Origin of the sequence: Caloranaerobacter azorensis DSM 13643 (assembly GCF_900129995.1) — a bacterium.
Classification (GTDB): Bacteria; Bacillota; Clostridia; order Tissierellales; family Thermohalobacteraceae; genus Caloranaerobacter; species Caloranaerobacter azorensis.
In genome coordinates, this window is the sequence record NZ_FQXO01000004.1 from 13,202 (window position 1) to 35,104 (window position 21,903).

Below are 21,903 nucleotides of genomic sequence, written 5' to 3' on the forward strand. Positions count from 1 at the left end.
TATTATAAAAAATATTTTTTTGTATAATATTACAATTTTTTATTCTACCCTAACCAATTACATATTTCAATATATTTTCTAAAAATTAATACGCCAAATAAAACCAATATATTTATTATAACATATATTCTAACAAACTTTAACACAATCCTGCCCTAATAGTTTTTTCAAATTATCTATCAATTTATCATTTGTTACATCTACCCAATAATCTCTCTCTGCCATTATTGTTTTATTCTTATTCTCTAAATATACATATACGGGAACATTCCCTGTATAATTTGAAAGTATATTTTTGATTTCATTTAGTACACTTAACGACTTATTTTTAGACACTTTTAAATACAATCTTTCTCTATTTATTTTAGCAAGAGGACTAAAACTATCACAAATAATTTTAGGTTCTTCCTCTTCATGTATGCTTAATCTACCTCTCACTATTACCAAACTATCCTCGTTTATATAATTTGAATATATTTCATAAGTAGTAGGAAAAATTATTAACTCTATAGAACCATATAAATCTTCAAGAGTTGCAAAAGCCATAATATTGTTATTTTTAGTAATTTTATTTCTCTTACTTGTAATAACTCCTCCAATGACAACTTCCTTACCATCCAAGAATTCAAAATTCTCATTTTCATTTTCAGTTTCTTCTAATGATTCATATATTTCACTTGTAGTTATATTTGAAATCCTTTTTAATTCTTTTTCATAAGATGCTAATGGATGTCCACTTAAATATATGCCAAGCATTTCCTTTTCCATAGATAGAAGAACTTTATCAGGAAATTCTTCTATATCTGGTAAATCATCTGTATAAATCTCTTTATCAGAATTAGAAATAGATTCAAACAATGAAAATTGTCCCTCTATATTTCTCTTCTTATCTTGATGTATACTTTCTATAATTCTCTCGTATACTGCTAAAAGTTGAGCTCTCTTTACTCCTAACGAATCGAATGCCCCACATTTTATTAAACTTTCTACGGTTCTCTTATTAACATGATTTAAATCTACTCTCTTACAAAAATCTGTAAAACTTTTAAATTTACCACCTGTCTCCCTCGCTCTAACAATAGCTTCAATAGCAGGTATCCCTACATTTTTTACAGCCGCTAATCCAAATCTTATCTTCCCTTCGTTAACCGTAAAATTACTATAGCTTTCATTTACATCTGGCGGCAAAATCTTAATACCAAGTCTTTTACATTCTTGTATATACAATGAAACCGAATTCGTATTTCCCATAACGCTAGATATTAATGCAGCCATAAACTCAACTGGATAATAACATTTAAGCCATGCCGTTTGATATGCTAAAACAGCATAAGCAGCAGAATGCGATTTATTAAATGCATACTTTGCAAAGTCTATCATTTCATCATATATCTTATTCGCTGTTTCTTCGTCTACACCATTTCTTATTGCACCGGGAATCTCAACCTCTCCATTTTCATTTAACTTACCATATATAAAATGTTGTCTTTCCCTCTCCATTACTTCCATTTTCTTTTTACCCATAGCTCTTCTAACTAGGTCTGAACGCCCCATGCTGAAACCACCAATATCTCTAACTATCTGCATTACTTGTTCTTGGTAAACCATACAACCATAAGTTACTCCTAATATTGGCTCAAGTTTCGGATGGGCATATTCTATCTTGCTAGGATTATTCTTATTTTCAATATATTTCGGTATTTGCTTCATTGGACCCGGTCTAAATAATGAATTTGCCGCTATTATATTTTCAAACGATGTAGGTTTTAATTCTTTGAGAAATTGCCTCATTCCAGAACTTTCAAATTGAAATACTCCTAGCGTTTCACCTCTACTAAACATTTCATATACTTTTTTATCATCGTAATTAGAATTAGAAAAATCCACTTCAACTCCATAATTTTGTTTAATTAGCTCAATAGCATTTCTAATTACCGTAAGCGTCCTAAGCCCTAAAAAATCCATTTTTAGTAATCCTAATTCCTCGAGTTCAGTCATAGTAAATTGAGTAGTTATTGAATCATTATTCTTTGATAAAGGGACATATTCTGTTATAGGCTCTTTTGAAATAACTACTCCCGCAGCATGTATTGAGGTATGTCTCGGCATTCCTTCGACAGCCCTTGCCAAATCGATTAATTCTCTTACTTTTTCATCTTCTTGATATAAATTAAATAGTTTGTTATTAGTCTCTAATGCCTTATCAATAGTTATTCCTAATTCCATAGGTATCTGTTTCGCTATATAGTCTACATCTCCATAGGGCATATCTAAAGCTCTACCAACATCCCTAATAGCACCTCTTGCTGCCATAGTACCAAAAGTTACTATCTGCGCTACCCTATCCTTTCCATATTTATTTATAACATAATTTATAACTTCTTCTCTTCTTTCATAACAAAAATCTATATCTATATCAGGCATAGTAACCCTTTCAGGATTTAAAAATCTCTCGAAGATTAAACCGTATTTAAGAGGATCTATATCGATAATTCCTAAAGTATAAGAAACTAGACTCCCTGCTGCCGACCCTCTTCCAGGACCCACCATTATTCCATTATCTTTTGCAAACTTAATAAAATCCCATACTATCAAGAAATAATCAACATAGCCCATACTTTCTATAATATTAATTTCATAATCAAGCCTTTCTCTTATCTCATCTGTAATTACTTTATACCTTTTCTTAAGTCCTTCATAACATAATTTTCTCAAGTATTGTGAATTTGTATATCCTTCAGGTACATCATATTTAGGTAAATGTAAAGTATTAAAATCAAACTCTACATTACATCTTTGAGCTATTTTTACTGTATTTTCAATTGCTTCAGGTATGTTTGGAAATAAACTTGACATCTCTTCAGGTGATTTTAAATAAAATTCAGAAGTTGGAAATTTCATTCTATCCTTATCGTTAATTGTTTTGCCAGTTTGGATACACAAAAGAATGTCATGCACTTTAGCATCATTTCGATTAATATAATGAACATCGTTAGTAGCAACAAGTTGTATACCAGTTTCTCTACTCAATCTGATTAGCTCATTATTTACATATTTCTGATCTTTCATCCCGTGGTCTTGAAGTTCTAAATAAAAATTATTCTCACCAAATATTTCTCTATATTTAATTGCTACTTCTTTAGCTTTTTTGTAATTATTATTAAGTATATGATACTGAATTTCTCCCCCAAGACAAGCACTCAAAGCTATTATGCCTTTACTATATCTGCTTAAAACAGTTGAATCTACTCTCGGCTTATAATAATATCCATTTATATAGCCTTCTGAAACTATTTTAATTAAATTAGAATATCCCTCGTTATTTTCGGCAAGTAATACTAAATGATATTGGAACTTATCTCTATTTGGGTCTTTTTCTGTATATTTACCTCTTGAAATATACACCTCACAACCAATAATTGGCTTTATTCCATTTTTTAATGCAGCTTTATAGAACTCTACAACCCCAAACATGGAACCATGATCAGTAATAGCTATGCTATCCATCCCTAATTCCTTAACTCTATCCATGAGTTTACTAATTCTAGCAGCTCCATCTAATAGGCTATATTCAGTATGGACATGTAAATGTACAAATTTTTTTGCATTTTCCATATTAACACATCCTCATATGTAAAATATTGGGCTTTAAACTTATCTTTTTAAAATTTTTGCCGACATCATTGCCTTAGCCACTACATCTTTGTTGTGTAATATTTCTATATCAACCTTACAAAAGTTCCGCCCCATATCTATTATATCTGTAACTATTTCAATTTTATTGTCAACTTGTAAAGGCTTTATAAAGTATACCATAAAACTATCCGTAAATACATCATGATGTTTTTTTTCTTTGAGGGTAATAGACCCTGCTGCTGCCATAATCATAGCCATCGTACCGCAGCTTGCAGCACCTAACTGATTTAACATAAGAGGAATAACCTCTCCTTTAAATCTCAATCCATTGCTCATTATTTCCAGATTAAAATTATCGATAATCATATCTTCTACAGTTTCACCTATATGCGGCTGGCTTTTCATATACCTTAAAGCTCTAATTACATCTTGTCTATTTACAACTCCTATTAATTTTTTGCCATCTACTATCGGAATTATTTCTATGTTTTCCCAAGTCATTATATGAGAAACATAGGCAACAGAAGTCGTTCTTGGTAAGGTAATTGGCTCTTTAGTCATTACATCTTTTAAAAGTACTTTGTCTTCAATCCATGTAACATCTTTAGGAGTAACTATTCCAACTACATTCATATCTTTATCAACAATTGTAAAACTGCTCAACTTACGTGCAATTACATTTTGTTTCCATTCACCAATACTTTGATATTCAAACATATATGGGGGATTTTTATCCATTATATTTTCTACTAATAAGATATCTTTCTTTATTTTTCTCTCATATATAGCCTTATTTATTATAGTAGCTATCGTAAAAGTATCATAAGCTGTTGTGATTATAGGAAGTTTTTTTATATTCGCTTTCTCCTTTATATGTTCACTGCATCCAAATCCCCCTGTTATCAATATTGCACAACCTTTGTCTAACGCTTTCTCATAAACTTCTTCTCTATCTCCAACTATAACTAGGCTGCCGGGCTGTAAATACTTTTCCATTTCCTTTATAGTCATAGCTCCTATTATAAATTTATTTAACATTTTATGAATTCCTTCATGTCCCCCAAGTATAGAACCTTCTACTATATTAACGACCTCGGCAAATGACAATTTCTCAATATTACCTTTTTCAACTTTTTTTATTCTAACAGTTCCTACTCTCGGCATCGTTTTAACAATTTCTCTACTCTCTGCTTCTTTTATAGCTCTATAAGCTGTACCCTCACTAACATCTAACTGCTGTGCAATACTTCTTACTGAAATTTTTGAGCCAACTTCTAATTCCTCTATATATTTAATTATTTTTTCATGTTTAGTCATCTAATCAACACTCCTTAAAGGGGGCAGAAATTGGATAGAAAAAAAGATAGTGATAAATCACTATCTTAATTATACCAAAAAACATTATTCTATATCATCAACAGTATCTATTATTACTTTTGAATTTTCAAACATCAAATCAACATCTGTTGGTTTAGCCAGTCTATCACCTTTACTGTCATATAAAATCCTTATAACAGGTCTTGTTGGAAAATCTCTATTAACCTTTATTACAACTCCTTTCTCACCAGTATTTAAAATCACACCTTCTCCAATAGAATATAAAGCTATATTGTTAATAAATATTTTTGTAATATTATAGTCAAACTGATGTCCTCTCATCGACAACAAATATTCAACAGCCTGATAATTTTTTATCCTCTTTTTATAAACCCTATCAGAAGTTAAAGCATCATATACATCTGCTATCGATACAATTTTTGCAAATTCGTGTATTTCATCTCCTCTTATACTTAAAGGATATCCTTGACCATCAACTCTTTCATGATGATATAAAGCTATAAGTCTACTCGTTTCACTTATGTCCTTTATAGTTTTAAGTATCTCATAACCATAAATTGTATGTTTTTTAATTTCATGGAACTCCTGTTTTGTAAGTTTATCCGGCTTATTTAATATACTATTAGGTACTCTAACTTTTCCTATATCATGAAGCATTGCTCCAATGCCTAATTCTTTTAATTTTTCTTTTGTGTACCCCAAACATGCACCAGTAATAATTGATAAAACAGATACATTAACAGAATGTCCAAAAGTATATTCGTCTACCGCTCTAATTTCTTCTAATCTTATAAAAAGTTCATCTTTAGAAAGCATTTCTTCTATAATCTGATTCACTATAATAATGATTTCATCAATATGTACTTCACTCGAAACATTTAATTCATTTATTACATTCTTTACCAAATCTTTAGCCTTATCTCTAGTATCTCTTTTTATTATGTTTTGATTATCTTCATCGTCATAAACGTATATCTGCTTTATGTTTAGGGCCTTTAGTTTTTGTATATATATATCTTTAATTACCATTCCTTCACTCAGTAAAACGCTACCATTCGATTTATATACAGGCTTCGCTACTCTCATTCCCTGTGTCAAATTCTCTACTGCTATTAATTTCATGTTTACCCAACCTTTTCATAATGATTGTTAATAATATTATAAACTAAATCTTCCTTATTGTCTAAATTATATCAAAAAATCATTTGATTTATACATAAAATAGTACTATATTCCCATTAAGCAATTTCATATAGAAAATATAATTACTACTCAATATATAAACGAGCAACAAAAAAAGAGTAGGTATTTCCTACTCTTCATTCAACTTATTCTCTAATAAGTCTACTAAAGCCTCTACAGCTTCTTTCTCATCTTCACCTCTAGCTATTATAGTAACTTCATCGCCTTGAGATACTCCCAAAGCCATGATTCCCATTATACTCTTTGCATTAACTTCCTTATCATCTTTTTTTACAGTAATTTCACTTAAAAACTTACCAGCTGTTTGCACAAATAGTGCCGCTGGTCTAGCATGTAGTCCTGTTTTATTTTTTATTGTAATTGTTCTTTTTTCCATCTAATTCCCCCCTCTCTTTTTTTATTTCTTCTGCTATTTGTTCTATTTTTCTTAGTCTATGGTTTACACCAGATTTACCTATAGGAGGATCTAGCATTTGCCCTAATTCTTTAAGGCTTGCTTCTCTGTTAATCAATCTTAATCTTGCAATATCTATCAAATTCTCTGGTAATTTATCAATACCAATAGTTCTCTCTATGTATTCTATATTTTTTATCTGTCTCAGTGCTGCATTAATTGTCTTACTTAAATTAGCAGTTTCACAATTAACTATTCTATTTATATTATTCCTAACATCTTTAAGGATTCTGATATTTTCCAATTTTAATAATGCAGTATGTGCACCTATTATATTTAGTAAATCAACTATTTGTTCTCCCTCTTTTATATATACCACAAAATTATCTTTTCTAGTTACAATTTTTGAATTTAAACCAAAAGAATTTATTAATTTGCATAAATCTTCACTATGTTTAGCACTGTTAGTAACAAATTCTAAGTGATACGTCTTTTCAGGATCACTTAAAGAACCTCCTCCTAAAAAGGCACCTCGAATATATGCTCTTTTACAACATCTATTTTTCACTAATCTATCTGGTATACCATAATTTATTTCAAAATAGTTAGCACTATCCTTTTTAAAAATACCTGTATCCTCTAATATTCGCTTTGCCTCATCTACATTATTTACAATCATCAGATAGCTATTATTTTTCTTTAACTGCCTATTTTTTCTAACCATGACTTCAGACTGAACGTTATATAATTTTTTTAATAAAGTAAAAATTCTTCTAGCTATAGCTGCATTTTCTGTTGAGAATTTAATATTTACTTTTCCCAAACCCATCATTTGTATAGAACCACTCATACGTATTAAAGCTGCCAATTCTGATATAAGGCAACATTCATTATCTATTTCTAATCTAGATAATTCATTTTTAGTTTTAGATGAGAATGACATTTTACATCTACTCCTATATTAATCAATATTACATTTCCTTTATCGCTTTGACAATAATCTTTCTCTCATCATCATATTTAGCAAGTTCTGTAGCTCTATTTATATGAACAAACCTTGCATCTATAAATCCCTCTTTTTTTAAGGGTATACAATCCATATTTTTTGCAGACATTAAAAACCAATGTACTGTTTTATTAACCATTTCTTCACTTTCATTTATATGTCTAAATGTATAATTTATTTTGCCTAAATATTTTATTATTTCTGCTTTAACACCGCCTTCTTCAAACACTTCCCTAGTAGCTGCTTCTTTGAGCTTCTCATTATTTTTTACTTTTCCTTTAGGCAGTACCCAATCACCATTATATTTTCGAAGTAACAAAATAGCATTTCCAAAATAGACTACGCCACCAGCGCTAATCTCTTCTCTCATTTATGCCACTCTCCTAGCAAAAAACAGAAAATAGAAGATAAATAATGTTTAATATTATTATAACACATAATATAATCCTTTCAATTATACTTTTAATAAAGCATTCTGGTTATTAAATGTTTTTTCTAATCCATTATTTGTCCTAAAATACTCATTAAACGATAACTATCTATAATATTAAACCAATATATTCTTTTAACGAGTATCTTATATGACCATCTCTGCCTTCAGTAGTATCAGCACAAATTAGAGAATTTAAAATAGCTTCTTCTGTAGCTTCTGCCACAGCTCTAAATACTACATCTATCTTATTTTCATTAAACATTTTTATATTAGTCGTAGCCTCTTTTTCATAATGACTGATTCTATTCGATGTAGTAAAGCCTATTACTATCTCTCCACTTCCATTTCCCATATATGAACCGGTTCTGTTAAGGCCTATGACAGCTCTTCTTGAAATCCTTTTAAGCTGTCTCGAAGTCATCGGTATATCTGTCGCTAAAATGACTATTATAGAGCCTTTATCACTCTCATTACATTTAACTTTATTTTTTTCACTAATCATCTTACCAATTCTAATACCATTTATAGTTAAATCTTCTTTTCTGCCAAAATTAGATAAGACGAGTATTCCAACTGTATATGTTCTATTATCCAATTCAATTTGTCTCGAGGATGAACCTATTCCTCCTTTTAATCCATAACATGACATTCCAGCTCCAGCTCCTACAGCCCCTTCTTCAAATTCAACATCTGCATTCTGTATAGCTTCAAATACATGTTCTTTCTTCACATATCTCCCTCTAATGTCATTAAGATATCCATCATTGCACTCACAAACTACAGGATTTACTGTTCCTGTTGTAAATCCTATATCTTCATTTTCTTTTAGCATATACTCAATTAAAGCATCAGTTGCCAAACCAACACTAAGAGTATTTGTTAAAATTATAGGAGTTTCAATAGTTCCAAGCTCCTCGATTTGAATAGTACCTATAGTTTTACCAAACCCGTTTATTACATGACTTGATGCAATCACTTTATCTTTAAATATATTCCCCTCATGTGGCAAAATCGCCGTAACACCAGTTTTAACAGACCCATTATTTAAAGTAACATGTCCTACTTTTACACCTTTTACATCCGTTATAGCATTCTTTTCACCGGGTTTTAATTCTCCTATAATAACACAATAGTCCCTTATTCTCTTCTGCCCTTTCAAAAATCTCCACTCCCCTCTATATAATCTTCATAACTCTATTTCAATTTAATTAATAGTTCTCCAGTCTTAACCTGTTGTCCTTTTTCCACAGTTATTAATTCTACTATACCAGATAAAGGAGATTTAATATTTGTTTCCATCTTCATAGCTTCTATTACTATCAGAGTTTGATTTTCTTTAACTTCGTCCCCTTCATTTACAAGCACCTTTACTACAGTTCCCGGAATACTAGCTCCTATCTCTAATTTATTTGAAGGATCTGCCATTTTAGTAAAGTTAGTTTGATTCCTAATATTACTAGCCTTATCATGTATCTTTATTTCTCTTCTGTTGCCATTTACTTCAAATACAACAGTCCTATTTCCTTCATTATCTAATCTACCTATCTCCAAAAGTTTTACAACTAAAACTTTACCTTCAGCAATCTCTATTTCACAAGTCTCACCCTCATATAATCCGTGGAAAAAAACATCACTGCCCATTCGGCTCAAGTCCCCGTATTCCTCAATATATTTTAGATAATCTTCAAATACTTTAGGATACAGTGCATAACTTAACAAATCTCTTTTAGTAGGTTCTATATTAAATTTTTCTTTTAAATATTTCTCTATTTTTTCAAAATCCTCGGGCTCTAATAATTCACCGGGCCTACAAGTAATAGGTTCTTCGCCTTTTAAAACTAACTGTTGAAGCTTTTTAGAAAAACCTCCCATTGGTTGCCCTATCATTCCCTTAAAATAAGCTACTACTGAATCAGGAAAAGCCATGTCTTTAGCTTTTTCGTATATATTTTCAGGAGTTAAATTATTCTTTACCATAAATATTGCCATATCTCCTACCACTTTAGAAGATGGAGTAACTTTTACAATATCTCCTAACATTTCATTCACTTTTTTATACATTTCCTTAACTTCATTAAATCTATGCCCTAACCCAAAACTTTCAACTTGAGGTTTTAGATTTGAATACTGTCCTCCGGGTATTTCATATTTATAAATTTCTGTTGTGCCAGATTTTAAATCCGATTCAAATTGGCTATAAACAGGTCTTACTGCACTCCAATAATCAGAGATTTTCTGAATATCATCGAGATTTATTCCCGTATCTCTATAGGTATTCTCTAAAGCTGCCACTACAGAATTTAAAGCCGGTTGACTCGTTAGTCCTGACATACTGTTAAAAGCAGTATCTACAATATCGACTCCAGCTTCTGCTGCCATTAAAACCGTTGCAACTCCATTTCCGCTAGTATCATGGGTATGAAGGTGTATCGGTATCGATATTTCTTCTTTTAGTGCTTTAATAAGTTTAAAAGCAGCATAAGGTTTTAATAAAGCAGACATATCTTTTATACCAAGTATATGGGCTCCCATTTTTTCAATCTCTTTTGCCATATTTATATAATATTTTAAAGTATATTTATCCCTTCTATCATCTAAAATATCTCCTGTATAACACATACAAACTTCTGCTATTTTCCCATTTTTCAGCACTTCATCTACAGCTATTTCCATTCCCTTTAACCAGTTTAATGAATCAAATATTCTAAACACATCTATTCCACTAGCTGCAGATTCTTTTATAAATTCTCTTATAACATTATCCGGATAGTTTTTATACCCCACTCCATTAGCTCCTCTTAGTAGCATTTGGAATAAAATATTAGGTATTCTCTTTCTCAATTCTTCTAATCTAATCCACGGAGACTCTTTTAAAAATCTATATGCGACATCAAAAGTAGCCCCTCCCCATATTTCCAGGGAAAACAAATCTTTAGCCAAAACAGATGTAGCCTTTGCAATTTTCAGCATATCTCTAGTCCTCATTCTCGTAGCCATTAGTGATTGATGCGCATCTCTCATAGTGGTATCCGTTAATAATAATTTTTGCTGCTCTTTAATCCATTTTACAACTCCTTCAGGCCCTTTTTCATCTAATAATTGTTTAGTACCGTTTAAATTTTGTGGTATCTTTACTTTAGGTACTATTGGTACATCAAACTCCCTTTTATTCCCTTTAGTCTCATTTACTACTTTTTCACCAATAAATTTAAGAACTCTAAGTTCTTCATCGGCTTTTGGAACTATATCAAATAATTCTGGATTGTCAGCAACAAAATTAGTATCACACTCGCCCTTTAAGAAAGTCTCATGATTTAATACATTTATTAAAAAGGCGGCATTAGTTTTAACTCCACTGATTTTAAGTTCTTTTATGGAACGAATAGCCTTTCTTACAGCATCCTCAAAAGTTCTAGACCAAGAAGTAGTTTTTACTAAAAGGCTATCGTAATAAGGACTTATAATCGAACCTGTAAACCCATTTCCTCCATCAAGCCTTATACCAAATCCCGATCCCGTTCTATATACGTCAATTCTACCTGTATCTGGAGCAAAGTTATTTGAAGGGTCTTCAGTTGTTATCCTGCATTGGATAGAATATCCTCTAATATCTACATCACTTTGAGAATAAATACCTATTTCCGGTGAATTTAATGGATATCCTTCGGCTATCAGAATTTGACTTTGAACAATATCTATACCTGTAATCATTTCTGTTACAGTATGCTCAACTTGAATTCTTGGATTCATTTCTATAAAATAATGATTTCCATACATGTCTACCAGAAATTCTACTGTTCCAGCACTCCTGTAATTTACCGCTCTAGCTATTTTTAAAGCATCATTACAGATAGCCTCCCTTTTTTCTTTTGAAAGAGAAAAAGCAGGAGTAAATTCAATAAGCTTCTGGTGTCTCCTCTGTATAGAACAATCTCTTTCATACAAATGCACAATATTTCCATATTTGTCTCCTAAAATTTGTACTTCGATATGTTTAGGCTTTTCGAGATATTTTTCTATAAATATATCATCTATTCCAAAGGCTTTTTTAGCCTCATTTTTTGCACTATGAAACTCTTTTATTAAATCTTCTTCATTTCTCACTATCCTCATACCTCTTCCACCGCCACCAGCAGCAGCCTTCAAGATAATTGGATAGCCACAGTATCTTGCAAATTTTATAGCTTCTTCTTCAGAACTAATAGGTTTTTCAATTCCAGGTATAACAGGTACACCAACGCTCTTTGCTACTAATTTTGATTTTATCTTATCTCCTAACTGTTCCATCATAATATGAGTTGGCCCGATAAATTCTATTCCTGCTTCCTCACATTTCTTTGCAAATTCCGGATTTTCTGATAAAAATCCGTATCCAGGATGTATTGCATCTACACCTTTCTTTAATGCAAGATTTATTATTTCATCAATACTTAAATACGCTTCTATAGGCCCTTTATTTTTGCCTATCAAATAGGACTCATCTGCTTTAGTTCTAAAAAGAGAACACTTATCTTCATTAGAATAAACAGCTACAGTTCTAATTCCCAATTCATTACAAGCTCTGAAAATCCTTATAGCAATTTCACCTCTATTAGCAACTAATATCTTTTTAAATTTTTTCAATAGGCTCACCCACTTTCAAAATAATTCTAAATTTTCTGTGTATTTATCCTGATATAAACAAAGCATATAGATTCATATGAATTATAAGGAATTATCTCACAAGGTTAAATTAATTATACAAAAAACCTTCTGCATATGAGCAAGAAGGTATAATTTCTCACAAAAACAAGTTAAAAGTCTTTCAGACAAAAATACCATAATATTTATAAAATGTCAATATACAATTAATGTGATTAAATGTAAGATACTGTAATATTCGTTTTCTATATACAAAATCAAAAATTGCTATTCCCCTAAATATAGCAAAATTTCGCAATTTATAAATGTATATTTATACATCTATTAATATTAATGCATAAAAAATTTTTATTATTTTTAAAAAACAAAATAGTTTTTAATAACGCATATTAGTATTTTACTAATATGCAGTCCATATAATCAAAATTAATTTTCTGTTTTTTCTGAAACTAGTAACTTTTTTTCAAAAACATTTTTCATATTTAAAAAAAATATTGCAAATATATACATATCATTGTATAATGCTATGTAAATAAAATAAAGGAGGAGATACTCAATGCTTAAAAAAAACATAGCTAAACTAATAGCAATTCTACTTATAATCCCTATAATTCTATCATTATCCGGATGTTCACAAAAAACTGAACTAGAAAAAAAAGAATCAAAACTTACTTCAATTAAGAAAACCGGCAAAATAATAATTGGAACAAGCGCTGATTTTCCACCATATGAATTTCACAAAGAAATAAATAACAAAGATGAAATTGTAGGTTTCGATATTTCCATAGCAAAAGAAATTGCAAAAGATATCGGAGTAAAACTAGAAATCAAAGACATGAATTTTGATGGACTATTAGCAGCTTTACAAGCCGGAAAAATCGATTTCGTTATAGCCGGTATGAATCCAACAGAAGAAAGAAAAAAGAAAGTTGACTTTTCAAAAGTTTACTATACAACCGTTCAAGGCATCATAGTTAGGGCAGAAGACAAAGACAAAATTAAATCATTAGAAGATTTGAAAGATAAAATAATAGGCGTTCAAAAAGGTTCTATTCAAGAAAAAATAGCTAAAAAACAGATTACTGGCTCAAAAATTAAAGCTATTGGTAAGGTATCTGACCTTATACTACAGCTAAAAAATAATAAAATTGATGCACTGATTGTGGAAGAATCAGTTGGAAAAGCATATATAAGCAAAAATAAGGATTTAAAATTATTAGATATAAAAATTAAGGCTGAAGATGATGGATTTGCTGTAGCTGTAAAAAAAGGAAATACCGATCTTTTAGAAGCAATAAATAATACTCTTGATAGATTGATAAATGATAAGAGTATAGAAAAATTTATTATAGAAGCAACTGAACTAGCTGAAAACAAGTAATCTTGCTAAACATTAGGAGGTAGGACATATTGGATTTCTCATTTTTAGCTAAATATTATATGTTTTTTATCTATGGACTTAAAAATACAATTCTACTAGCTATTTTTTCAGTATGTCTTGGTGTTATACTTGGTATTTTTCTAGCATTAATGAAAATATCTAAAAATCGTATTTTAAATATAATATCTACATCTTATATAGAATTTATAAGGGGAACGCCTCTGTTAGTACAATTGTATATTATCTATTACGGACTTCCTAATATAGGAATAGATTTACCAGATTTTTTGGCGGGCATTATAGCTCTATCTATAAACAGCGCTGCCTATGTAGCTGAAATAATCCGTGCAGGAATACAAGCCGTAGATAAAGGACAAATGGAAGCAGCAAAGTCTCTAGGAATGACTCATAATATGACAATGAAATATATAATAATCCCACAGGCATTTAAAAATATTCTACCTGCATTAGGTAATGAATTTATAGTCGTTATAAAAGAATCTTCTATTGTATCTATAATAGGTATACATGAACTTATGTATAATGCAGATACAGTAAGAGGTAATACTTTTCAACCATTCGAGCCTTTAATCGTAGTAGCATTAATTTATTTCATAATTACATTTACCCTTTCTAAATTACTAGGGCTTGCTGAAAGGAGGATGCGAGTAGGTGATCAGAGTATCTAATCTACACAAAGAGTTTGGAAATACACATGTGCTTAAGGGAATAGACATTCATATAAAAAAGGGTGAAATAGTTGTTATTATAGGGCCAAGTGGCTCTGGAAAGAGTACTTTCTTAAGATGTCTTAATCTCCTTGAACAGCCCTCAAGAGGTGAAATAATTTTTGAAGGAATTTCTATAACAGATAAAAATAATGATATTAACAAACAGAGACAGAAAATGGGTATGGTTTTTCAACAATTTAATCTTTTTCCTCATATGACTGTTTTAGACAACATTACATTAGCACCAAGAAAGGTTAAAAAAGTCAATAAAGAAGAAGCAGAAAAAGTTGCTTTTGATTTACTGCGTAGAATTGGTTTAGAAAATAAAGCATATAGCTATCCTAATCAACTTTCAGGAGGACAAAAACAGAGGATAGCTATTGCTAGGGCATTAGCTATGTCACCTGATGTAATTCTTTTTGATGAACCGACTTCGGCTCTTGATCCAGAAATGGTAGGAGAAGTTTTAGATGTTATGAAGGAATTAGCATCTGAAGGCATGACAATGATAATCGTTACCCATGAAATGGGTTTTGCAAGAGAAGTAGCAAACAGAGTCGTTTTTATGGATGAAGGAAAAATTATTGAACAAGGACATCCCAAAGAAATATTTAATAACCCTCAACATCCAAGAACAAAAGACTTTTTAAGAAAAGTATTATAAGTCCTATAAGATAAATCCCCTTGACAAAATTTTATCAATAATATATCATAGGCTATAATAAATAATTAACAAACAAGGAGCTGATTTGTATGACTAAAATTATTATGTCCCCTAGCAAATATATACAGGGGGAAGGAGAATTATCAAAAATAAAACAACATGTTTCTAATTTAGGGGATTCGTTTTTAATTATTGCTGACAAGTTTATCATGTCAATAACAAAGAACATAGTAGAAGATAGTTTCAATGGTAGTAATTTAGCTTTAACATTTGAAAAATTTAATGGAGAATGTTCAAGACAGGAAATCAATAGGTTGATAGACGTCTGCAGTTCAAACAATTGTAACGTAGTTGTTGGTATAGGAGGAGGAAAAACGCTAGACACAGCAAAGGCAGTAGCTTATTATAAAAAACTACCCGTAGTTATTGTCCCAACTATAGCATCTACAGACGCTCCTTGTAGTGCTTTATCTGTTATATATACTGAAGAAGGCGTTTTTAGTGAATATCTCATCCTCCCTAAAAATCCAGATTTAGTTTTAGTAGATACAAGTATTATTGCAAAAGCCCCTGCAAGATTGTTAGTTGCAGGTATGGGAGATGCTTTAGCAACATATTTTGAGGCTAGGGCATGCGCAGAAGCTAATGCCACTAATATGGCAGGTGCTCAATCAACTAAATCTGCATTAGCTCTTGCGAAACTTTGTTATGAAACCCTTTTAGAAGATGGATATAAAGCTAAACTTGCAGTAGAATACAACATTCCTACAAAAGCTTTAGAAAATATAATAGAAGCAAATACATATTTAAGTGGAATCGGATTCGAAAGTGGTGGTTTAGCAGCAGCTCACTCTATTCATAACGGTTTTACAGTACTTAAAGAATGTCATCATTTGTACCATGGTGAAAAAGTTGCATTTGGTACAATTGTTCAGCTGGTATTAGAAAATAGGCCTATTGAAGAAATTGAAGAAGTTATAGAATTCTGCATTAGCGTTGGACTCCCTATTACTTTAGAAGATATGGGCATAAAAGAAATAAATCACGATGATATTATGAAAGTTGCAAAAGCTTCATGTGCTGAAGGAGAAACTATTCACAACATGCCATTTAAAGTTACTCCAGAAACTGTTTATTCAGCAATTCTAACTGCTGATGCAATAGGAAAACAATTCAAACTGTAAAAATTAAAAGTCTAAAAAAATAGATAGGCCTGTAGAATAACGGAGAGAGAAAAAATCTCTCACCCATTATTCTACAGGCTTTAATCTAGCTGTAAAGTGTCTTAAAATTTTAGGCTCATACTCAAATTCATATCCTCTCATTTGTTCTTTTCTTTTAGCTATATTAATAAGTGCTTCCGCGACAACATCCATATGATTGTTTGTATATACTCTTCTAGGAATTGTAAGTCTTAATAACTCTAATGGAGATTCTATTTGTTCTCCTGTATCGGGATCTCTACCTAGTAAGAATGAACCTATTTCTACTGCTCTTACTCCCGCCTCTTTATATAATTCCACACATAATGCTTGAGCAGGGAATTGATAATATGGAATGTGTGGTAGTAATTTTTTAGCATCAACAAATACAGCATGTCCGCCTACAGGCTTTTGTATAGGAATTCCTGCTTCTTGTAATCTTCTTCCTAGATATTCTACTTGGCCAATCCTTGCACTCAAATAAGCCTCATCCACTACTTCTCTTAATCCTCTAGCTAACGCTTCCATGTCTCTACCGGCTAATCCACCATAAGTAGGAAATCCTTCAATCGGTACTAACATCTGTCTAACTAGGTTATATAGTTCTTCATCTTCTTTAATTGCTATCATACCGCCAATATTTACTATACCATCTTTTTTAGCACTCATTGTCAAGCCATCGCCGTAAGAGAACATTTCTTTAATAATCTCTGGTATACTCTTATCTTTATATCCTTCTTCTCTCTGTTTTATAAAATAAGCATTTTCAGCAAATCTTGCAGCATCAAAAAACACTCTCAATCCATATTTGTCAGCTACTTTTCTAACTTCCTTAATATTCTGCATTGAAACAGGCTGTCCACCTGCGCTATTACATGTAACAGTTATTAAAATAAAAGCACAATTTTCTGCTCCCTTTTCTTCGATAAATCTGTCTAATTTTTCAATATCGAAGTTTCCTTTAAAAGGATGTTCTTTTTGTGTATCAAAAGCATCTTCAATTATTAAGTTAACCGCTCTTCCATCCTTCAACTCAATATGAGCCTTAGTAGTATCAAAATGCATATTTCCTAAAACATACTGGCCTTTTTTTATAAGAATTTGAAATAAAACGTTTTCCGCACCTCTACCTTGATGTGTAGGAACTACATAATTATAACCAATTATATCTTTAACGGTATTTTCTAAATTATAAAAGTTTCTACTGCCTGCATAAGATTCATCTCCAAGCATAATCCCAGCCCATTGGTTATCACTCATAGCTCCTGTACCACTGTCTGTAAGTAAATCAATAAAAATATCTTCTCCTCTTAAACCAAAAACATTATACCCTACTTCCTTAATTTTCCTTTCTCTTTCTTCTCTAGGAATTAGTCTTATTCTTTCAACCATCTTTATTTTATATGGTTCTGCCATTTTATCATACATAATTTTACCCTCCTTGATATTATTTTAAAATACGTTAACAACACTTTAATATATTCTATAAAAAAATATAATAATCCTTTAAAATTTAAGTAAATTAAACAAAATCTTTATTTAATTTAAGGAAAATCTTATCTATTATCCGCAATTTAATAATAAATAACAATTCTCCATAGAATAAAACAATGCGGCCAACGGCCGCTAAATATTTCTTTCCGATATTAAACTAATCAATATCTCACTAACTCTCAATGCATCATGCCTAATATAATTTTTCTTTATATCTACCAGATTATCCTTTATTACATTTATGCCTTTTGCTTTTAATTTCTGTTCTTGTTGTTCATCTATAATAACAGGTTTTGCCCCATCTTTATAATACTTTAATAAAGTTTCATCTGGTATTTCTTCTTGATTTGCTATAACATAATCTATTAATCCATCTTTGCTATGCTTTAATATAGCATTTACATGATCTAAAACATCATATCCATCAGTTTCTCCCGGTTGTGTCATAACATTTACTACATATACTTTTATTGCAGCCGACCTATATATTGCATCACTCAAACCATTTACTAATAAATTAGGAATAACACTAGTATAAAGACTACCAGGACCTAAAACGATACAATCCGCATCTTCAATAGCCTCAATAGCTTCCCTAAGTGGATAGCTTTCTTTAGGCTCTATATAGACATAATCTATTCTACTGCCTATTTTCCTATTTTCAATCGGAATATTCGACTCTCCTTCAATAACTTTACCATTTTCTAATTTTGCATATAACTTCACATCTTCTAAAGTCATAGGTAACACTTTCCCTGTTACAGCTAATACATTACTCATTTCTTTTATTGCAATTTCAAAATTACCACAAATACCATTCATAGCAGCAATAAACAGATTGCCAAAACTCTGTCCCTTAAGCTTACCATCTTCAAATCTATACTGCAATAATTTCTCCATTATAGGTTCTGTATCGGCTAAAGCTAATATACAGTTTCTTATATCTCCCGGCGGTAGCATTCCTAAATCTTCCCTTAAAACACCAGAACCCCCACCATCATCTGCAACAGTAACAATAGCCGTTATATTTGTAGTATGTTTTTTTAATCCTCTCAAAAGCACCGAAAGACCTGTACCGCCACCTATAACTACTATTTTAGGCCCCTTATTAAGCGCTTTTCTTTTAATACTAAAATCCGACTTTGCTTGCCCATTTGATTTCATACTTAAACACCTCTTATGCTATTTACAATCTCTATGAGATATTACTACTCTATGTTCTTTATCTTTAAGTGTTTCATATAATACATTTGCGATAGTAACAGACCTATGTCTACCGCCAGTACAGCCTATTGCAATAACAAGTTGTGTTTTACCCTCTTTTATATAATATGGTATTAAGAAATCTATTAAATCAATGAGTTTATTAACAAATATTTTAGTTTGTTCCCAATTCATTACATAATCCCTTACACTCTTATCATTACCAGTATATTCTTTTAGTTCTTCTATATAGTATGGATTAGGCAAAAATCTCACATCAAAAACTAAATCTGCATCTAAAGGAAGTCCGTGTTTAAATCCAAAAGAAAGTATCGATATTGTTAGGTTTTGTGCTTCTTTTCCCTCTAGAAAAATTTTCCTAATTTCCTCTTTTAACATTCCTATAGTAAGCTTTGAAGTATCAATTATATGATTCGATTTTTCTTTTACCTCTTTAAGAGCCTTCCTTTCTTCTTTAATACCATCTATAATTCTTCCATCTTTACTTAAAGGATGCTGTCTTCTCGTTTCTTTAAATCTCTTGATTAAAACTTCATCAGATGCATCTAAAAATATAATTCTATATTTAAAACCTTGTTTTTTAAGTAATTCTAAACTGTGAAATAAGTCATTGAAAAACTTACCACCTCTTATATCAACTACTACCGCTACTCTATCAATAGTTCTTTTAGACTGAAAACATAAGTCAGCAAATTTCGGCAACAATGCTGGCGGAAGGTTGTCCATACAATAAAACCCAATATCCTCCATTACCTTTATAGCTTGACTCTTCCCTGCTCCTGATAAACCAGTAACTATAATAAATTCCATAATTCTATCCCCTTTCTTCTTCATCTGAAACGTTTATTATCTGGTCAGCTTTTAGACCAGCTTTTATAGCCATTTCTATCCCCTTTTCTACATTCCCAACATCATCTGGAGTATGAGCATCACTATTGATTGCAAACTTCACATTTTCTTTCATCGCAATTTTTATATATTCTATATTAAGATAACCATGACTGGCATTTATCTCTAATGCTGTACCCCTTTTTGCTGCTGCTTTTGCAAGCTCTCTAGTATCTATATCAACCTTTGCTCCCGGATGAGTTATTATATCAATATCATAGTTATTTATAGCTTTTATAACAGCCATTGTATTCATATATCTAGCTTTTTCAGCTACAGATGGAATAAATTTGCCTATATAATTCATAATATGAAGGTTATATACATCTTTTATAGTTTTAGGTTTAGCCCCAAAATGGAAACCAACTAACAATATATCTAACATGTCTATTATCTTATCATCTACACCAATTTCCCCATTATAACTTACTATATTTGATTCAACACCTAAAAGAATATTTATATCTTTATATTCTTCATTTAATTTATCTATTTCTTCTCTCATTCTTTTAAATTTATCTATTTTGACACCAAACCCCATATGGCTAGGCCCATGATCGCATATAGCAATCTCCTTAAGGCCTTTTCTCCTCGCACTCTCTACATTTTCTCTAATAGTACCTTTCCCATGACTATATTTTGTATGTGTATGGTAATCAGCAAAAATTTTCATAAACAAAACCTCCAAATTATTTCTCTCCAATTATCTTAACCTCTGTCTTAAGTTCAACTCCAAATTTATCTCTAACTGTTTTCTGAATAACTTTAATCAAATTTAAAACATCATTACAAGTAGCATTACCTAAATTCACAATAAAACCGCTGTGCTTTTCAGAAACTTGTGCATCTCCAAACCTCAAACCTTTTAAACCTGCATCTTCTATCAATTTTCCAGCATAATATCCCTTTGGTCTTTTAAATGTACTCCCAGCACTCGGAAGATTTAAAGGCTGTTTGGTTATCCTTTTCTGTGTAAGCTCATCCATATAGCTCTTTATATCTTCATAATTTCCTTTTTTAAGTTCCATCTCAACTTCTATAACTATTAGTTCTCGTTCATCTATAATACTACTTCTATAGCCAAACTCCATCTGTTCATTCGTAAACTCTATAATTTCACCATTTCCACCAATACATCTTACTAAAGTTACAATATCTTTCATTTCTCCACCATAAGCTCCTGCATTCATAGTTATAGCACCACCTAGCGAACCGGGAATACCGCTTGCAAACTCCAATCCAGTCAAAGAATGTTTTAATGCAATCCTAGATAATTTAGATAATAAAATACCCGATTGTGCTATAATCTTATTACCCTCAACTCTGACATCGCTTAAATTTTCCGAAATCTTAATTACTACACCTCTTATACCTTTATCGCTTACAAGCAGATTTGAACCGTTACCCATTATAAAATAATCTATATCTAATTCTTTGCATAAAGTTAGAACTTTAGAAATTTGCTCAATATTTCTAGGTATAAATAAAATATCTGCAGGGCCTCCTATCTTAAATGAAGTATGATTCTTCATAGGTTCATCTATTAAAAATTTAAATTCTGGAAATTTTTCTTTAAAAATCTCTATAATTTCTTTTTTATTCAAAAAAATCACTCCTACATACAAAATTATATATTTTTGTCATCAACCTGTATAGTTAAAGTATATC

General features: G+C 30.9%; 17 protein-coding genes. 4 read left to right on the top strand and 13 right to left on the bottom strand.

Features of this window, described 5'->3' with window-relative positions:
- Positions 1 to 129: 129 nt before the first annotated feature.
- From BUB51_RS00100 to BUB51_RS00135, 8 genes are all read right to left on the bottom strand, one after another.
- Positions 130 to 3,615: a DNA polymerase III subunit alpha gene (locus tag BUB51_RS00100; RefSeq protein ID WP_073194359.1), complete on the bottom strand. Its 3,486-nt coding sequence runs from the start codon at positions 3,613 to 3,615 to the stop codon at positions 130 to 132.
- Positions 3,616 to 3,654: 39 nt separating this feature from the next.
- Entirely contained in the window at positions 3,655 to 4,953 is a 1,299-nt protein-coding gene (locus BUB51_RS00105) for a DRTGG domain-containing protein (protein WP_035162927.1), read from the bottom strand.
- An 84-nt stretch (positions 4,954 to 5,037) separates the two neighbouring features.
- Positions 5,038 to 6,096 (bottom strand): HD-GYP domain-containing protein, encoded by a 1,059-nt coding sequence (locus BUB51_RS00110; protein WP_073194362.1) that lies wholly within the window; start codon positions 6,094 to 6,096, stop codon positions 5,038 to 5,040.
- 190 nt (positions 6,097 to 6,286) lie between these two features.
- Positions 6,287 to 6,553: an HPr family phosphocarrier protein gene (locus tag BUB51_RS00115; RefSeq protein ID WP_035162925.1), complete on the bottom strand. Its 267-nt coding sequence runs from the start codon at positions 6,551 to 6,553 to the stop codon at positions 6,287 to 6,289.
- Positions 6,522 to 7,514, bottom strand: coding sequence for a DNA-binding protein WhiA (whiA, locus tag BUB51_RS00120; RefSeq protein ID WP_035162924.1), 993 nt, complete (start codon positions 7,512 to 7,514; stop codon positions 6,522 to 6,524). The genes BUB51_RS00115 and whiA overlap by 32 nt, the downstream gene beginning before the upstream one ends.
- A gap of 28 nt (positions 7,515 to 7,542) precedes the next feature.
- Entirely contained in the window at positions 7,543 to 7,947 is a 405-nt protein-coding gene (locus tag BUB51_RS00125; protein WP_035162923.1) for an NUDIX hydrolase, read from the bottom strand.
- Between the two features lie 169 nt (positions 7,948 to 8,116).
- The gene (locus BUB51_RS00130; protein WP_073194364.1) at positions 8,117 to 9,169 is read right to left on the bottom strand and encodes a DmpA family aminopeptidase; all 1,053 of its coding nucleotides are present in this window, start codon (positions 9,167 to 9,169) and stop codon (positions 8,117 to 8,119) included.
- Between the two features lie 35 nt (positions 9,170 to 9,204).
- A complete protein-coding gene (locus tag BUB51_RS00135; protein ID WP_073194367.1) occupies positions 9,205 to 12,633 on the bottom strand; it encodes a pyruvate carboxylase in 3,429 nt (1,142 codons plus the stop codon).
- Between the two features lie 574 nt (positions 12,634 to 13,207).
- On the opposite strand from BUB51_RS00135, the gene BUB51_RS00140 reads away from it, so the two are divergent.
- From BUB51_RS00140 to BUB51_RS00155, 4 genes are all read left to right on the top strand, one after another.
- The gene (locus tag BUB51_RS00140; protein WP_073194369.1) at positions 13,208 to 14,032 is read left to right on the top strand and encodes a transporter substrate-binding domain-containing protein; all 825 of its coding nucleotides are present in this window, start codon (positions 13,208 to 13,210) and stop codon (positions 14,030 to 14,032) included.
- 29 nt (positions 14,033 to 14,061) lie between these two features.
- The gene (locus BUB51_RS00145) at positions 14,062 to 14,721 is read left to right on the top strand and encodes an amino acid ABC transporter permease (protein WP_073194373.1); all 660 of its coding nucleotides are present in this window, start codon (positions 14,062 to 14,064) and stop codon (positions 14,719 to 14,721) included.
- Positions 14,705 to 15,427 (top strand): amino acid ABC transporter ATP-binding protein, encoded by a 723-nt coding sequence (locus BUB51_RS00150; protein WP_073194376.1) that lies wholly within the window; start codon positions 14,705 to 14,707, stop codon positions 15,425 to 15,427. The genes BUB51_RS00145 and BUB51_RS00150 overlap by 17 nt, the downstream gene beginning before the upstream one ends.
- Before the next feature lie 89 nt (positions 15,428 to 15,516).
- Positions 15,517 to 16,611 (top strand): glycerol dehydrogenase, encoded by a 1,095-nt coding sequence (locus BUB51_RS00155; protein ID WP_035162915.1) that lies wholly within the window; start codon positions 15,517 to 15,519, stop codon positions 16,609 to 16,611.
- Between the two features lie 66 nt (positions 16,612 to 16,677).
- On the opposite strand, the gene BUB51_RS00160 is transcribed toward BUB51_RS00155, so the two are convergent.
- The 5 genes from BUB51_RS00160 to murB form a co-directional block, all read right to left on the bottom strand.
- Positions 16,678 to 18,057, bottom strand: a complete 1,380-nt coding sequence (locus tag BUB51_RS00160; protein ID WP_073194378.1) for a tryptophanase — start codon at positions 18,055 to 18,057, stop codon at positions 16,678 to 16,680.
- A 198-nt stretch (positions 18,058 to 18,255) separates the two neighbouring features.
- Positions 18,256 to 19,287 (bottom strand): gluconeogenesis factor YvcK family protein, encoded by a 1,032-nt coding sequence (locus tag BUB51_RS00165; protein WP_081943509.1) that lies wholly within the window; start codon positions 19,285 to 19,287, stop codon positions 18,256 to 18,258.
- A gap of 18 nt (positions 19,288 to 19,305) precedes the next feature.
- On the bottom strand, positions 19,306 to 20,157 hold the full coding sequence (gene rapZ / locus BUB51_RS00170) for an RNase adapter RapZ (RefSeq protein ID WP_035162913.1): 852 nt from the start codon (positions 20,155 to 20,157) through the stop codon (positions 19,306 to 19,308).
- A 4-nt stretch (positions 20,158 to 20,161) separates the two neighbouring features.
- Positions 20,162 to 20,908, bottom strand: coding sequence for a PHP domain-containing protein (locus tag BUB51_RS00175; RefSeq protein WP_073194381.1), 747 nt, complete (start codon positions 20,906 to 20,908; stop codon positions 20,162 to 20,164).
- Between the two features lie 16 nt (positions 20,909 to 20,924).
- Positions 20,925 to 21,839 carry a UDP-N-acetylmuramate dehydrogenase gene (gene murB, locus BUB51_RS00180; protein WP_073194384.1) on the bottom strand — a complete coding sequence of 305 codons (915 nt, stop codon included), beginning with the start codon at positions 21,837 to 21,839 and terminating at the stop codon, positions 20,925 to 20,927.
- Between the last annotated feature and the right edge of the window lie 64 nt (positions 21,840 to 21,903).

Bases quoted from the DNA above. Each gene is read 5' to 3' on its own strand.
- BUB51_RS00100 (WP_073194359.1), bottom strand. From the start codon at position 3,615: ATGGAAAATGCAAAAAAATTTGTACATTTACATGTCCATACTGAATAT.
- BUB51_RS00105 (WP_035162927.1), bottom strand. From the start codon at position 4,953: ATGACTAAACATGAAAAAATAATTAAATATATAGAGGAATTAGAAGTT.
- BUB51_RS00110 (WP_073194362.1), bottom strand. From the start codon at position 6,096: ATGAAATTAATAGCAGTAGAGAATTTGACACAGGGAATGAGAGTAGCG.
- BUB51_RS00115 (WP_035162925.1), bottom strand. From the start codon at position 6,553: ATGGAAAAAAGAACAATTACAATAAAAAATAAAACAGGACTACATGCT.
- whiA (WP_035162924.1), bottom strand. From the start codon at position 7,514: ATGTCATTCTCATCTAAAACTAAAAATGAATTATCTAGATTAGAAATA.
- BUB51_RS00125 (WP_035162923.1), bottom strand. From the start codon at position 7,947: ATGAGAGAAGAGATTAGCGCTGGTGGCGTAGTCTATTTTGGAAATGCT.
- BUB51_RS00140 (WP_073194369.1), top strand. From the start codon at position 13,208: ATGCTTAAAAAAAACATAGCTAAACTAATAGCAATTCTACTTATAATC.
- BUB51_RS00155 (WP_035162915.1), top strand. From the start codon at position 15,517: ATGACTAAAATTATTATGTCCCCTAGCAAATATATACAGGGGGAAGGA.
- BUB51_RS00160 (WP_073194378.1), bottom strand. From the start codon at position 18,057: ATGTATGATAAAATGGCAGAACCATATAAAATAAAGATGGTTGAAAGA.
- BUB51_RS00165 (WP_081943509.1), bottom strand. From the start codon at position 19,287: ATGAAATCAAATGGGCAAGCAAAGTCGGATTTTAGTATTAAAAGAAAA.
- rapZ (WP_035162913.1), bottom strand. From the start codon at position 20,157: ATGGAATTTATTATAGTTACTGGTTTATCAGGAGCAGGGAAGAGTCAA.
- BUB51_RS00175 (WP_073194381.1), bottom strand. From the start codon at position 20,908: ATGAAAATTTTTGCTGATTACCATACACATACAAAATATAGTCATGGG.